This is a genomic window from Flavobacterium sp. HBTb2-11-1, assembly GCF_009826975.1.
Taxonomy (GTDB): Bacteria; Bacteroidota; Bacteroidia; order Flavobacteriales; family Flavobacteriaceae; genus Flavobacterium.
Genome location: NZ_WUMO01000006.1, coordinates 333,212 through 348,696, shown reverse-complemented (window position 1 = coordinate 348,696; position 15,485 = coordinate 333,212). Strand labels below are relative to the sequence as shown.

Genomic DNA, 15,485 nt, shown 5'->3' with positions numbered 1-15,485 from the left:
AGGTTTTAGATTTATACTCATTTTTGTCATCCTGAGGAACGAAGGATCACACTAGAAACTCCGCACAGAATGTCGCCAACTTTTGTCGATTTGCAAGTGTGATCCTTCGTTCCTCAGGATGACAAACTAAACTAAAAAAACCTTTGTCAAAGCTTGAAACTTTAACAAAGGCCTATGCATATAAAATTGGAATTTCTAAACTTCTAGTATTTCAAATAGTTATCAACCACAATCTTGGCTTTCAAATCAAACATTAAATTGTACAAACCAAAGAAAGTACGGTTCATGTAAATAAAGTGTTTTGAGCCTCGATTCCCATTCATTTTTTTCAAGTTTGTATCTTCTGAGAAACGTTTTCCTAATTGGGCAATCGCGTAGAAGAATTCCTCATCGGCAAAATCGAAAGTTTCGTTTTGAAAAGGCTTTGTAAAAAGCGACAGCAAATCATGAAACATTTCGGTGAAATATTCAATTTCTGCTGGTGTATCATCTGGTCGAAGAATCTCTAATTCGAATAATTTTTGATTGAAAAGCTTTTCGTCTGTAATTACATTTTTATTAATCAATTCAAAATACGGCGTATAGAAATCTTCTGGAATCTGTTTCATACAACCAAAATCCAAAGCAATCAATTTATTTTGATCATCTACCAAAAAATTTCCCGGATGTGGATCTGCATGCACTTTCCTCAAAACATGAATCTGATACATATAGAAATCCCAAAGTGCTTGACCTAATTTGTCGCCAGCTTCTTGATCTTTATTTATAGCTGTAAATTCAGAAAGATGAATTCCCGTCATCCAATCCATTGTGATGATTTTCTCTGACGAAAACTCAGGATAGTAATTCGGAAAAAGAATATTTTCAATTTTACTGCAGGCGTCGACTACTTCTTGGCTTTGTTTTAACTCCAACAAATAGTTAGTTTCTTCAATCAGTTTATCTTCAACTTCTTTAAAATATTTGTCAGAATCTTTTCCCTGTAGATTAAACATTCTGATAGCAATTGGTTTTACCAAAGCCAAATCTGACGAAATGCTATTGGCAACACCTGGATATTGAATTTTAACGGCTAGCTTTTTATCTCCTTTCTTTGCCAAATGCACCTGACCAATACTTGCTGCGTTTACAGAATTTGGATTGAACTCGTCAAAAATCTCATATGGCGTTTTTCCAAAATTGCATTTGAAAGTTTTTAAAACTAACGGAGCAGAAAGTGGCGGAACAGAAAACTGAGATAGAGAGAACTTTTCTACATAAGCTTGCGGAAGAAAGTTTTTATCCATGCTTAACATCTGTGCTACTTTTAGTGCACTTCCTTTTAAGCTTTTTAGTCCGTCATAAATATCTTCTGCATTATTTTCGTTTAGTTTATCTCTGGTCAAATCGGGATTTACTATTTTTTCGGCATAATGTTTTACGTAGTTTACACCAATTTTAGCCCCAGTTTGAACCAATTTTCCTGCTCTCTCTATTTTTGAGGTCGGAATATAATCGATTGTTTTCATTATCTGCTATATACTTTTTCTTTGAACAAAAATTTTCCGAAATCTATCAGATGGTTCATTGGCGCCACATTCATCAACTCAAATGAGGCATTAACTGACTTCTCGATAAAAATATCGGTTTTCTCAAACGCAGGAGATTCGTCTTCCATCCAGAATTTAATCGTCAGCATTAATTGCAGCCAAGACGATTCTTGAATGGCTTTTTCCTGAAACTTCTGAAACTTTTCCTGTTCTAATCTGTAATCATCTGTCAAGATTTCAGAAACATATTCTTTAAAACTATTTCGTAGCGTAGTTAACTGCACTAAATTTTTAAGCGGATTTCTGTCAATCTTAAGCGATTGCAAAACATAACTTCTATTGGCAGTGAGGATTTCAAAGAAAGTAAAATAAAAACTCAGCATTTTATTCTTCATATCATATCCCTGATATTCTTCATTCTTGTGAAGAAGATTGACTGTATTTTCAAAAAACAGTCTGAATATTTCTTTTTCTAAACCTTCTAATGTTCCAAAAAAAGCATAAAATTCAGCTTCAGTAAAATCATTTTCTTTGGCAAAATGATAAACCGATTTAGGCTTTTGTCCTTTTTCCAGAACTTCTTCCATATATTTTGAAACGATATCATCTTTGGTAATTACCTTTTTTTTAGTCGCCATCTTATTAAAATTTAGAATTTGCCATAAAGGTAAACATTGTTTAATTATCTTTACTAATCCTTAAACAAGTTAGACTGTTAAATATATTATAAACTATTATGGCTCAAAATGTTCTATTAACAGGTGGAAGTGGTTTCATTGGAAAACATTTGACAGATGTCCTGATCGAAGCAGGTTTTTCTGTGTCTGTCCTGAGCCGATCTGATAGAGAAGATACTCCAAGAGTTACGTATTACAAATGGGACATCAAAAAAAACTATATTGACAAAAATGCAATTCTAAATGCCGATTACATTATTCATCTTGCCGGCGAAGGAATCGTCGAAAAGAGGTGGACTAAAAGACGTAAAAGAGCCATTATCGAGAGTCGTGTTAGACCTGTTGAAATGATTTATTCAATTTTAGAGAAAAACAATAAAAAACTAGAAGCCTTTGTTTCTGCTTCAGGAATCGGAATTTATGGCGCTATAACCAGTCATAATATTTGTACTGAAACCACTGCCCCAGCCGATGATTTTTTAGGCATTACTTGCCAAAAATGGGAAAATGCCGCAGATAAAATCGCTTCTTTAAATATTCGAACAGTCAAAATTAGAACTGGTATCGTTTTAGGCAAAAACGAAGGTTTTCTAAAAAAGATGATTCCCACATTTAAATCTGGTTTTGGCGCCGTTTTGGGTTCTGGCAAACAATATCTCCCTTGGATTCATATTGAAGATTTATGCCAGATTTATTTAAAAAGCATTGAAGATACCAAACTGGAAGGCCCATACAACGCCTGCATAACAGACAATACAACAAATGCCCGATTTTCTAAAACTCTGGCCAAGCTGTACGATTATAGCATATGGTTGCCCAAAGTTCCGCCTTTTGTATTAAAGATTATGTTGGGAGAAATGAGCATAGCGGTATTAACCGGACAGCGAGTTTCATCAGAAAAAATTCAAAAAACTGGTTTCGAGTTTCAATTTACGGATTTAGAAAAGACGCTTATCAATTGCATAAAATAACTTTATTTCAAAGTCAGCATAGTCTCATCGCTGCGAATAATGCCCGTTAGTTCTGTATTGGCCGTTTGTGCAATTTTCGAAGCTATAGGAGTTGGAATATGAATATTAAAATCGGATACTGCAATAGGGAAATCTGAAATAATCTGGATTCCTTCTGGAACTCTTTTAATCAAGGCGTTCACCACAATCTCTTTTGATTTTCCGCGTAAATTAAGTTTTCCTTTAATCTCATATTGTTTTGCGACTTCAGTAATATCTTTTAACTCAAATTTCTGAATTTTCCCTTTGAATATGGCTTTAGGATAGCGATTGCTTTCCATGTAGTTTTCATTGAAATGCTCTTGCATGAGATTCAATTTAAAGCGAAAATCTTTGATGACAACAGTACAGATAAGAGTACTTGTTTTAGGTTCTAAAAGTATGGCAACTTGTCTATTTACTGCTTTCACTTCCTCGTACAAAGGAACAGAGGCTTCAAAATTTATAGTGCCTGTATTAGTGAAAAATTTGTCTTGGGCAATGACAGAAAAGGCGGTAAAAAGTAAAAATAATAAAGTAGTTGTTTTCATAATCGTCTGCATTTAAACAATTATGTCATTCAATTTATTCTGATTAAGAGAAAATGAAAAATCAGATTTTAATAATCTGAAAATTGAACGGCAATACTCAGTGAAAAAATTCCGTAACCCAATAATTACACTTAAAGTTACGAAATTTCCCTATTAAAAGTTCTGAGAGTAATGCTAAAAATTTGTGAATATTTTTAATGTAAGATTAACATTGTGAGATATCAAATGTTAGTAAAAATTATATTTTAACCTCTGTACAAATCTCAATTAAAAAACCGTTCAAGTCTCTTGCATAAGCTACAATTTGCCCCCAAGGTTTTTCTACAGGTTCTGAAACTATAACAGCGCCAAAAGAAGTTACTTTCTGCAAAACTTCGGGAACATTCTCTGTTATAAATCCAATTTCTATAGCAAAAGGTTTGTCTTCCAAACTGCTTTCAATAAACCCGTCAGGCAAACTTTTTGAAGCTAATTTCTTCGAAGCAAACGAAAGTGTTGTTTCTCCTGTAATTAATTCGCCATAATCGCCTTCTGGCGTGACGAATTTTCTCGAAAAACCAAAAGCATTTTCATAAAACGCGATAGATTCTTCGACATTTTCTACGTATAAAATTGTATATCCAAACTTGATCATAATTTCTAATATTTAATATGTAATAACTAAATATAAGAAAATTTAGCTGATTTCTAGAAGCACATTATATTTTTCTAGACTTGCTAAATCTTCAATAGAATTTATATTGGCCAATTTTTCGTGTTCTTCTACTTCTTTTCTAACTTCGATATGTTTTATTGCTTTTCTAAAACGGCGCACTTCTTCTAAATTCGACAAAATTAATCCTGGAACCTGAACGCTTTTGCCTTCTTTATCTTTGGCAACCATTGTAAAATAAGACGAATTGCAATGTTTGACAACTCCTGTCTGAATATTTTCTGCTTCTACACGAATGCCGACAATCATAGAGCTTCTTCCAACATAATTTACAGAAGCCTTCATAGTTACCAATTCTCCAACTTCAATTGGCTTAAGAAAGTTTACAGTATCTACAGAAGCCGTTACGCAATAATTGCCGCTGAATTTTGATGCCGAAGCAAAAGCAATCTGATCTAGTAATTGTAAAATATATCCTCCGTGAATCTTTCCGCTAAAGTTAGTATGCGATGGCAGCATTAATTCTGATATACTAACTTTTGATGATGAAACGGGCTTAAAATCTGTACTCATGTTTTTGTTTTTGGTATTTTTTTGATTAGTTGTATTCTATATTAGGTTGGTCTTTTTTCTTGTGTCTTTTCTCTATTTACTTTCTCTTCTAATTCAATATTTCATTTTCATCTGAACTCGCTGCTCTTGCAATAATATTTTCTGGAAGCGATTTTTTTGCCTTTGCTCCCATTTTCTTTAATCTTTCTACGCTCGAAATCAGGTTTCCTTTTCCATCAACCAATTTATTCATCGCGCTTTCATATTCTGTTTTGGTATCTTTTATTTTGTTTCCAATTCGCACTAAATCGGTTACAAAGCCTTCAAATTTGTCATACAAAGCTCCTGCTTGTCTGGCAATTTCCAAAGCATTTTCCTGCTGTTTCTGATTGGTCCACATACTGTCAATAGTTCGCAGAGTAGCCAAGAGCGTGCTTGGCGTTACAATAACAATATTTCGGTCAAAAGCTTTGGTATATAATGTTGGATCTTCGTTTAAGGCAATGGCAAAAGCAGGTTCCATTGGAATAAAGAGCAGAACAAAATCTGGACTTTCCATTTGATATAAATCGTGATAATTTTTACTGCCCAACTGCTCGACATGTCTCTTTATAGAAATAACGTGTTCTTTAAGAAACTCTATTTTCAAAAGTTCCGATTCTTCGTTTACCCATTTTTCGTAAGCGGCAAGTGAAACTTTAGAATCGACAATCATTTTTTTACCGTCAGGAAGATTGATTACCACGTCTGGAAAAACGCGATTTCCTTCACTATTGGTAAAACTCTGCTGCACTTCGTATTCTCTTCCTTTTTCTAATCCAGACTTTTCTAAAACACGTTCCAGCACCAATTCGCCCCAATTTCCTTGCATTTTGCTGTCTCCTTTTAATGCTTTAGTAAGATTTAAGGTTTCTTTGCTCATTTGCGCGTTCATTTCGCTCAAACCAATAATCTGCTGACGAAGCGCCGCGTGATAATCGATGCTTTCTTTATGAGTCTGCTCTACTTTCTGCTCGAAAACTTGAATTTTATCCTGCAAAGGCGTCAGGATATTTTTCATGTTTACAGTATTTTGTTCGGTAAACTTTGCCGATTTTTCTTCAAGAATTTTATTGGCCAGGTTTTCAAATTCTTTTGTAAATTTTTCCTGAAGCTCATTAATTTCGCTTTTTTGTTCTTTATGGCGTTCCCATAAATTTTCAAAATCCACTTCTTTTTTAGAAAGCTGAATTGCTAAACTGTCTTTTTCTGTACGAATGTTTTCTTTTTCAGAAATACTGAACTGCAATTGTTTCTGAAAATTATTTTTTTCATTTTCAAATTGCTCTTTTAGCATTTGCAATTGGCCATTTAATGCATTTAATCGCTCCTCAGAAATAGCTTTTTCTGACTGAAACTTTGATGCAGAAAGCATTTTGCCTACGTAAATGCCCACAAAAAGTGCCACAACGAATCCTAATAAAAACGGTAAATAATCGGACATAACTAAGTTTGTTTTACGTAAAAGTACGCAATAATACGTAGTACTTAATTTTTAAAATGGAAATTTCACTAATTCATTTTCAAAACCAACTAAACCAACATTTTATTTTTCAAAAAAAAAATCAAACCTCAACGCAACCTTTTTTTAAATGGGCTATCTACAAGATATAAACCTATTAAAATAATTATGAAAAAATTAATACTTGGCTTATTTGTAGCCTTTGGATTCAGTGCCTGTTCTCTTAATGATGGAAATAACTATGTAGATTGTGGAGCCAATACAGTTCTAAATTTTACTGGTTTTCCTTTCTTATGCAATTATAGTGTAAAATCTCAGCCTAATAATCCTGCCGCAGTTATTATTGCTTCTCAAGAAAAAATGGATGAGTATTTTACAAAACACGCGAACAGCTGTCCAGTTGCCAGTGATCCAAATATTGATTTTACAAAAGAATATTTAGTTGGACTTTTCGCCGGCGCTAAACCTACAAGCGGTTACGACATCGTGATTAGCTCTATTGTAGAAAACAATTGCGAAATTGTTGTCAACTACTACGAAAAAGCTCCTGCAACAGGTGAAAATGTAACTCAAACTCCTACTTATCCTTCAGAATTTATTTTGATTCCGAAGACAACAAAAGGAATGATTTTTAATAAAACAGTTGAAAGTGCAGACAATATGATTATTGGAAGCTTCTACAATCAATGTACTGGTGCAGACTGCCAAAAATTCTATCAGATTAACGATTACAATACTTTAAAATTCTTAAACGTTGGTGCCGGCCAATATGATTTTGGACAATACAAATATACCCCAACCATTAAAAGAGGCGAATATACATTATTCTTAAAAAGTGTTCCTGCTGAAATCTTGGCTTTAAAAGGACAGACGAAAACCTACGGTTCTCCAGATGCTGCTGATCAAGGCGGAATTTATTTTGAACTTCGTCAAGGTGCAAGCGTTACAAAAGTTTATATTGACAATAATGATACTGCAGATCAAAGTGCAGAAATAAAACTGTTCAAAAAAGCGATTCAGGAAAAAATTGCAAGTTTAAAATAATATGATTATGAAGAAACTCTTTTTATCTTTTATTATCTGCTTTCTTTTTACATCAATGATTTCTGTAAATGATTCTAAAGACGCTGCAGGATCAATAGTAAACACTTGGATATGGGAAAAATCTATCGGTGGTTCTGATAATCCTTATGTTGCAACACCAAAAACAATCGGATTTACTAAGAAAATTATCTTTACCGAAAACGGAAGGGTTATTACTTATAAAAACAATGTGGAGATTAGAAATAGTGCTTATCAGATAGAAAAAGGAAAGGGATATTTTGATCAGTCAGAACATGATCTAATTACGTTTGAAGGCAAAACTTACATCATAGAAAACCTTGACAATCAAAACCTAACCATTATAAGCAATAGTCAAGACGGCACTCGAACTATTTTTAAAAGATAGTTTTGTAAGCTATTTAGAACTATTTTTGCAAAATCAAATTTAAACCATTTCTTGAAAGACGAGTTAGAAAAATATATCAAACTGTGCATTAAAAATGACAGGGAGGGACAACTGAAAATTTATCAGTTGTTCTCTCCTGTTTTATATGGTATTTGTTTGAAATATATGAAGAACGAAGATGACGCGAAAGACGTTTTTCAGGAAGCATTTGTAATTGCCTTTCAGAAAATAAGCCAGTATAAATTTGAAGGAAGTTTTGAAGGCTGGCTCAAACGGATTTTTATTAATAAACTCATCGAAACTTTAAACAAAAAGAAAAAAGAGAGTTTCTTTTTAGATGTTTTTGATCCCGATACCGATTTTATAGAAGAAGAGGAACTTGAAGCTATTCCGATAGAACAGGAAAAACTGCTAGAATATATTCGAGATTTACCCGATCAATACCGGACGGTTTTTAACTTGTATGTTTTCGAAAAAATGAAACACAAAGAAATCGCCGAACTATTAAAAATCTCCGAAGGAACATCAAAATCAAATTTAAATCGCGCCAAACACATATTACAAAAGCGAATTTTGAGCATAAAAAATTTTAAGATAGCATGAAGAAGCAAAAAATAGAAGATATTTTTTCATCAATGGAAGACTTTTCGAGTGTTCCGCCTCCAGAATTATGGAGTCAGATTGAAGAAAAATTAGACAAACCTAAAAAGAAAAAAAGAGTTGTTCTTTGGTGGTCGGCTGCTGCATGCTTATTATTAGGGTTGCTTCTGCCTTCAATTTTACATTTTACCGATTCATCTGAAAATACAAACCTAAACAATGTCAATTTAGAAAACAGCAGAAATAGTGTTGTTATTGGCAAAGAAAAAAATCATAACTCTGACAACAAAAATTTAGATCAAAATAAAAATATTGGTAAAGCAATAGATTCTTTAAATGGAAATGCTACAGAGAATCAATTCAATAATGAATCAGGAATTCAAGTTCAAGAGACTTCTGTCGCAGAAACAGACTCTAAGAACAAAACCAGCAAAAAAGATTCTAAATACAGTGTGCCAAAATCGGTAAACACTCCGAACCAATCTGTTGCGTTTCAGAATTATAATTCATCAGCAGAGAAATCGAATCTCAAATCTTCGAAAAAATCTAGTAAAGGTTCTCCGGCAAATGTTCCGAACCAGTCTCTCGCTTATCAAAACTCTGGTTCATCTGAAGAAAAATCAGTTTCAAAATCTTCTGATAAATCTATTTTAGGAAATAATTCAAAAACTTCTAATAAAGGAATTTCTGAAGAAAGAGTTGCATTTGGCAAACAAAGCAAGTTTAATTCGACAGCAAAAAAACAGCTTTCAAATTCTATTTTTGAAGAACAGCTTACAGCCAAAAACAATAAAAGCTATGCATTCAATAATCAGAATTCTTCTGTAAATAACAGATCTTTTATAAATAGCAATCCATATAATTCAAACAATGCCATTTCGGGTAAAAATGAGACTAAGCGAACTGACAAAGCAGTTATTATAAAAGACGATTTAAAAATTACTAACAGTCTGAGCAAAACAGACTCTATGCAGCTGGCAGAACTTCAGAATTTAGAAAAAGGAATTTTATCTCCTGAAAAGGAAAAAGAAGAAAAAGAGAAAAAAGACAATCTGATCAATAAAAAAGAAAAATGGGCCGTTGCGGTTTTTGCAGGTGTTGCAAGTTCTGAAAATACTAAAAACGAGAAAACTTTAGGCAACGTCAACGATTCTAAACAATCTAATTCTTACGGTGTCAAAACGAAATATAGCATTAATAAAAAATGGGCTGTAGGCTCTGGGTTAAAAATCAGTGAATTGGGACAAAGCGTTGCTAATGTATCTTACGTGAGTGCCAAAAACAATGCTTTTTTTGCTCCTGCCGCTTCCTATGCCGACAGCAGTCCAGTTGCATCATCAGATCCAGCAAAACAAGAATATTTTTTTGTTTCAAATAGCACAAAAGAAGCTATGAAAAATGAAAACGTTCAGACAGGTAAATTGGATCAAAATTTAAGATATGTAGAGATGCCACTTGAAGTCTCTTATTCTGTTTTTAATAAAAATAAAGCCAGCATAAACTTAAATACTGGAGGTTTTGTAGGTAAATTAATTTCAAACAATGTGGCTCTTGACGGGCATTCCATTGGAGAAAACGTGAATGCCAATGATTACGTTTATGGTTCTACTTTTAGCAGTACAGTCCAATATCGAGTGTATAAAAAGACCAATGTTTTTGTTGAACCCGCTGTAAATTATTACATCAATCCGCTAAACAGCCAGTCTTTCAACCAGTTCCAATGGGGATTAAATTTTGGATTGAATGTTTCTTTCTAAATCGAATTTGCAGTAATTTTCGCAAATGAATTTTAGCATTGCATCTCCTGATTTAGTATTCTGCAAAGAAAGCATTTTTGACAAAGCTGATTTGCAAATAGCCTCTTTACAAAAGGAAAACGAAAGCGAAGAATATAGCGCATTTCGTTTTCAATTAAATAATAGAAACATTTGCTATAGAGAAGCAAAAATTACCCCAACCAAAACGGGGCAGTTTGTTACTTTATGGAAACGAAATCAATCAGGAATAATTGAACCTTTTGATTATTCGGACGATATTGATTTTGTAATTGTCACGGTTCGAAAAGATCAGAATTGGGGACAGTTTATTTTTCCGAAAAAGACATTATTGGAAAAAGGCATTTTTTCTACCCAAAATAAAGAAGGAATTAGAGCTACAAGAGTTTATCCGCCTTGGGATGAAACCACAAGCAAACAGGCACAGAAAACACAAAAATGGCAATTGGATTATTTTTTTAACTTTACCAATCAAAATAATGTCGATTTAAACGAGCTTAGAAAAATTTTTAAATAACAAAACCCGTGTCCTTACAGGACACAATTCTAAAAATCAATTTATTTTTTTCTACCGATCAAATATTCCTACGGAATATCAAATGTTTGATAAAAAACAATGGGCTATCTCTTTCGAGACAGCCCGTTTTCTTTTTCTAAAAAAACCTTTATTTCTTAATGACTTTATCTTTAAAAATCACTTTATTGTTTTCTGTAACGGTATAGAAATAAACCCCTGAAACTAGATTGCCAACCGCAACAACTGCTGTGCTAACTTCAGATTCATTTTTAACGCTAATTGGATTTCCAATAGCGCGACCATTAAAATCGTACAATCTGATTTTTAGATCTCTTCCTTGCGTTGTTTTCACATCAAAATTCAACACGTCTGCTGCAGGATTTGGATACGCTTTTACGAAATATTGGTTCTTTCCAAAATCTGGTGTAGAAAGCACATCTTGCTTTAATTCGAAACGAGCAATTACTGGTCCATGATCTGATGTTGTTGTCGTGTAATTTGCGATATCATTTCTTGGATCGTAAACTGCAATCGACTTATCGATATAATCATCATTCAATTCATTTGAAATTAAGATGTGATCTAAAAATCCTTGTGAACTTAAAAAACTATAAGCTCCAGCTTGACTAATATCCCATGTTAAAGCGTTATAATTAGTAGTATCATCTACAAATTTCTTATAAGACGAAGCTGTACTAGCATTTCCAACCCAAGCTTTTACATCATCATTAAAATCTCCTAAAAGAATTAAATTTGCATCTGGATACTCAGCATCTAACGCATCTTTCAGATAATCAATATCATATTTGCGCTGATTGTATTTTGAAATATCAGTTCCGCTGTTTGCACGTGCGTGAAGATCAATTAAGTTAATTTCTTTTTTAATTCCGCCAATATTAGCCTCAACTTGCACCAGATAAGGAAGACGTCCTGATGAGAAAAAACTATCATCATTGATTTCTGGCGTTTCTGAACCTGGATAACCTGGCAACACCACTGTGTTAAAACGAATTTGATCATACAAATCTTTGAATAATACTTTTGTACTTTTTACCGTAGTCGTTTGAGTATTATAAAGCACCACTAATTTTTGAGGCGGAAAATTGGGATCTAAATCCTTAAATGAGTAAGACCAAGAAGTTGAGATTGTCTTATCGAATGTTTTTCCATTAATGCTAATTTTTTGAATCAACGCATCTAATGCTTGCTCATCAGAAACTTCTTGAACTACATAAACATCTGCGTTTAATTTGTTCATTACTTTGGCTACATTTTCGATTTGCAACACATCATTTGTTGGTCCAAATTCTTTACCTGTTTTATCTTTAACATCCGTTCCAAAAAACTCTAGATTATATGTCACGACATCATAAGTATCAGCTTTTAATATAGAAGTCCCTGTAAATGATCCAATTTCTTTGTTTAAAGATGTTCCTGTAACCTTTAAAACACCAGAAACTGTTGGTTCTTTTGTTGTTGGTGCAAATCTTGCATAAATTGTTTTTCCTGTTAATGCATCTGCAGAAGAAACAACAATATTTGATGCAAATGAAATATTATCCAATGAGAGTTCGTAAGAAGCTGGAGCTTCAATAGTGATATCGCCGTAACCCGCTGCTGCAAAAACAAAAGTTTGACTAGCAGAAACCGAATTTGGGCTTACATCCGCAAAATCTAAACGTGGGTTAGAATCCACATATTTTGATTCATCAATAATAGCAAAATCATCAAAAGACCATTCCGCAGCATTACCATTTCCACCAGAAGTGGTTTCGTAAACCCAAGCCAAATACGTATGATCTGTCTTATAAGCTGATAAATTTATATATTCAGATTTTACATAACTTCCTGTCTCTTGCGGAAATCTTCCGTTTATCGGTGTCCAAGTTGCAGTATTTGGGTCACTGACTCCATCATAATTGGTTGAAACCATTAATTTTAAAGATGGACCATCGTAAAATTGACGAGAATAAAAAGATAATAATGGAATTTGAGTAAAACCATCTAAACGTAATCTTGGAGAAATTAACCAATCTTTACTAGCGCCGCTGTCTGAAAATCCGTTCATTAAAACAGCTCCAGTTCCGGAGTTAACATTACGCGGCTGATTCGTGTAAGCCCATTTGTTTATTGGACCTGCTTCATTATATTGAGACCATTTGCTATTTGCAAAAACATTTGCATCGTCAAAATTCTGTACAAAAGGATTTACTCCAAGAGCTGTTAAATTAACTGTTTTGGTTGTACCTCCAGTTGTTTCATGAGTTATTGTACCTGTAAAGCTTCCAACAGAAGTTGGGGTGAATTTTACATAAACTGTTGGCGTTGCATTAGAATCAAAATCAGCTGGAACAAATGATAAAATTGATGAGAATGAAGTATTATCTTTTGAAATAGTAAAATTTCCCGACGCTGTAACTACTACATTTGCAGTAAGATCTGAAGCTCCAATCTGGTAGCTTTTTATTAAAGGATCATAATTAGGTTCAGTACCGCCCAAATTCAATATAGCAACAGATGGCGATATGGCAGGTGGCATTACATTTAATGTAGTAACATCTGTTTTACTAACTGAGGTTTGTAAATTATTATAAGGATCTTCAGAAATCGAGAAAACAGAATAAGTAGTATTTAAAGTTAATCCCGCAAAACTTTTTATATATTCCTGAGTCGGGTTTGTTACATCAAAAACTCCTGATTGCAAAGCTAAAGTACCATTTGAATCTTGGCCTGCTTTTATTTGTGCAACTGTTGGTTCTGCGCTACCACCTGGCAGTAATACATAATATGTTTTTCCAACTTCATCTATTTTATTAATAAAATCAAAGCTTACTCCTAAAACATTAGCTGTTTTTGGGTAACCTAAAACATTAGCTGGAGCATAAATATCTTTTTCGATTTCTATATTATCAATTGCAAAAGAAGGGCGAGATCCACTACCTGATAACTGTCTAGAGATCCATCTTATTTGAACGACAGGCTGGTTATCACATTCTGCAGGCAATGTTACTTTTATTATTTTATTATCTTGAGAAGAAACATCGCCTGCATCGATTTTTTGTTGCGCTAATGTATTTTCGTAAGCAGTAGATGATAATGTGTTAAAAGCTCCACTCGTCCCTACTCTATACTGTAAAGCAAATTGATTAATACGGCTAGAAGGCGGGCTTCCAATACCAACGGGATTACGTATAACCATTGCATCATATTTAACCTGTATATTAGTATTACCTGTTGTATTTAAAGCTAGTACGATTGCTTGGTCTAGAAATGACCCTGCATTTAGAAATCCAATCTTTCCGCTAAAGTTATAAACATTCCCTCCCGTGGAGCCAGCAGAACCACCTGCTGTTAATGCTTTGTCAGATGTAACAGTAGTAGTGAAATTTGAAGGAGTTCCTAAGCTAGAGCTAGAAGGTGTACTTGCGTTCCAACCCTGAAAACCAGCTGGGTAAGTAGTAGAATTTGCCGCTAATCCGCTAAAGTTCTGAAAATAAGGTATACTTTGTGGCGTTGGATTTGTCTGGGCAAAAAGATCTCCAGAAATGCAACTAAAAAAACATAAAAGAGCCAAGAGGCGCGAAAAGTAGAGTTTTTTCATACGTTAAAAAATAGAGTTTTTAGAGTTCAAATTTATAGTGTTTAAAGTTAAGGGAATATTACAAAACCATAAACTTAATGTTTATATTTTTATAAATATTTTTCATCAAAACCTAACACAACTCTAAATATAATAAAATAAAACCAACAAAAAAGCCTCAAAACAAAACATTATTCAAATCACACAATATTTTAAAAAGCCCTGAAAACGCTACGTTTCTTACAAATAATACGGGGTTTAAAACAAAAAAAGCAGTAAACTTTCGCTTACTGCTTTTACTAATTCAAAATAGTATTCTCTAAAAAATTATTAAACCGCGGTATAACCTCCATCGGCAATAATATAACTTCCTGTTGTGAATGATGATTTATCAGAATTTAGAAAAACCACCAGTTCAGCCACTTCTTCTGCGGTTCCTAATCGGTTCATTGCAGATTTTGCTGCAACGGCCTGCATCATTTCTTTATTAAGATTATCTTTTAAAAGTGCTGTTTCAATATACCCTGGTCCAACAGCGTTGCATCGAATATTTTTTTGTGCATATTCTACTGCAATATTTTTAGTCAGACCAACCACACCGTGTTTACTTGCAGTATATGCAACACTATTTGGCGCAGCAACTTGTCCGTGGATTGAGGCAATATTTACAATGCTTCCTCCGCCATTTTTCTCCATTTGCTCCAATTGGTAACGGCAGGCATAAAAAACACCGCTTAAATTCAGTGCAATAACTTTATCCCAAGCTTCTGGCTCGTATTCGCCAGTTGGTTTTGCCGGTCCTCCCATTCCCGCATTGTTGCAGGCAATGTCCAATCGGCCATATTTAGAAACTGTCACCTCAACCATATGTTTATTGTCAGCTGCACTCGACGAATCTCCTTTTATGAAAAAAGCTTCTCCACCCTTTTCCTTTATCATTTTTACGGTTTCTTCACCGTGTTCTACATTTATATCAGCTACAACTACTTTTGCTCCTTCTCGAGCGTAGGCTTCTGCCACTGCGCGTCCAATCCCTGAACCACCGCCAGATACAAAAGCTACTTTGTTTTCTAAAAGTGCCATTTTATATATGTTTTTAAATTGATTCCTCT

14 protein-coding genes are annotated in these 15,485 nt (G+C 33.8%); 6 read left to right on the top strand and 8 right to left on the bottom strand.

What is annotated here, in order from left to right; all coding sequences use genetic code 11:
- Positions 1–203: 203 nt before the first annotated feature.
- Both GR162_RS15665 and GR162_RS15660 read right to left on the bottom strand, forming a co-directional pair.
- Positions 204–1,508 carry an AarF/ABC1/UbiB kinase family protein gene (locus GR162_RS15665; protein ID WP_160782908.1) on the bottom strand — a complete coding sequence of 435 codons (1,305 nt, stop codon included), beginning with the start codon at positions 1,506–1,508 and terminating at the stop codon, positions 204–206.
- Complete coding sequence (locus GR162_RS15660) at positions 1,508–2,167, bottom strand: TetR family transcriptional regulator C-terminal domain-containing protein (protein WP_160782907.1); 660 nt, start codon at positions 2,165–2,167, stop codon at positions 1,508–1,510. Before GR162_RS15660 ends, GR162_RS15665 begins: the two co-directional genes overlap by 1 nt.
- Before the next feature lie 98 nt (positions 2,168–2,265).
- Between GR162_RS15660 and GR162_RS15655 the strand changes: the two genes are divergently transcribed.
- Positions 2,266–3,177, top strand: a complete 912-nt coding sequence (locus tag GR162_RS15655; protein WP_160782906.1) for a TIGR01777 family oxidoreductase — start codon at positions 2,266–2,268, stop codon at positions 3,175–3,177.
- A 2-nt stretch (positions 3,178–3,179) separates the two neighbouring features.
- On the opposite strand, the gene GR162_RS15650 is transcribed toward GR162_RS15655, so the two are convergent.
- The 4 genes from GR162_RS15650 to rmuC form a co-directional block, all read right to left on the bottom strand.
- Positions 3,180–3,746, bottom strand: a complete 567-nt coding sequence (locus GR162_RS15650; protein ID WP_202393951.1) for a YceI family protein — start codon at positions 3,744–3,746, stop codon at positions 3,180–3,182.
- Between the two features lie 238 nt (positions 3,747–3,984).
- Positions 3,985–4,380: a VOC family protein gene (locus GR162_RS15645; RefSeq protein ID WP_160782904.1), complete on the bottom strand. Its 396-nt coding sequence runs from the start codon at positions 4,378–4,380 to the stop codon at positions 3,985–3,987.
- Between the two features lie 42 nt (positions 4,381–4,422).
- Complete coding sequence (locus GR162_RS15640) at positions 4,423–4,971, bottom strand: acyl-CoA thioesterase (RefSeq protein WP_129748084.1); 549 nt, start codon at positions 4,969–4,971, stop codon at positions 4,423–4,425.
- Positions 4,972–5,059: 88 nt separating this feature from the next.
- Positions 5,060–6,433 carry a DNA recombination protein RmuC gene (gene rmuC, locus GR162_RS15635; RefSeq protein WP_160782903.1) on the bottom strand — a complete coding sequence of 458 codons (1,374 nt, stop codon included), beginning with the start codon at positions 6,431–6,433 and terminating at the stop codon, positions 5,060–5,062.
- A 186-nt stretch (positions 6,434–6,619) separates the two neighbouring features.
- On the opposite strand from rmuC, the gene GR162_RS15630 reads away from it, so the two are divergent.
- The 5 genes from GR162_RS15630 to GR162_RS15610 are packed head-to-tail and all read left to right on the top strand — an operon-like array spanning position 6,620 to position 10,793.
- Positions 6,620–7,495, top strand: coding sequence for a protease complex subunit PrcB family protein (locus GR162_RS15630; protein WP_160782902.1), 876 nt, complete (start codon positions 6,620–6,622; stop codon positions 7,493–7,495).
- Positions 7,496–7,502: 7 nt separating this feature from the next.
- The gene (locus tag GR162_RS15625; RefSeq protein WP_160782901.1) at positions 7,503–7,901 is read left to right on the top strand and encodes a hypothetical protein; all 399 of its coding nucleotides are present in this window, start codon (positions 7,503–7,505) and stop codon (positions 7,899–7,901) included.
- Between the two features lie 51 nt (positions 7,902–7,952).
- Positions 7,953–8,504 (top strand): RNA polymerase sigma factor, encoded by a 552-nt coding sequence (locus GR162_RS15620; protein WP_008464886.1) that lies wholly within the window; start codon positions 7,953–7,955, stop codon positions 8,502–8,504.
- Positions 8,501–10,258: a hypothetical protein gene (locus GR162_RS15615; protein WP_160782900.1), complete on the top strand. Its 1,758-nt coding sequence runs from the start codon at positions 8,501–8,503 to the stop codon at positions 10,256–10,258. The genes GR162_RS15620 and GR162_RS15615 overlap by 4 nt, the downstream gene beginning before the upstream one ends.
- Before the next feature lie 25 nt (positions 10,259–10,283).
- On the top strand, positions 10,284–10,793 hold the full coding sequence (locus GR162_RS15610) for a MepB family protein (protein ID WP_160782899.1): 510 nt from the start codon (positions 10,284–10,286) through the stop codon (positions 10,791–10,793).
- 148 nt (positions 10,794–10,941) lie between these two features.
- Here the strand turns inward: GR162_RS15610 and GR162_RS15605 are convergent, their stop codons facing one another.
- Positions 10,942–14,394, bottom strand: a complete 3,453-nt coding sequence (locus tag GR162_RS15605; RefSeq protein ID WP_160782898.1) for a T9SS-dependent choice-of-anchor J family protein — start codon at positions 14,392–14,394, stop codon at positions 10,942–10,944.
- Between the two features lie 309 nt (positions 14,395–14,703).
- Positions 14,704–15,456, bottom strand: coding sequence for an SDR family NAD(P)-dependent oxidoreductase (locus GR162_RS15600; RefSeq protein ID WP_160782897.1), 753 nt, complete (start codon positions 15,454–15,456; stop codon positions 14,704–14,706).
- Between the last annotated feature and the right edge of the window lie 29 nt (positions 15,457–15,485).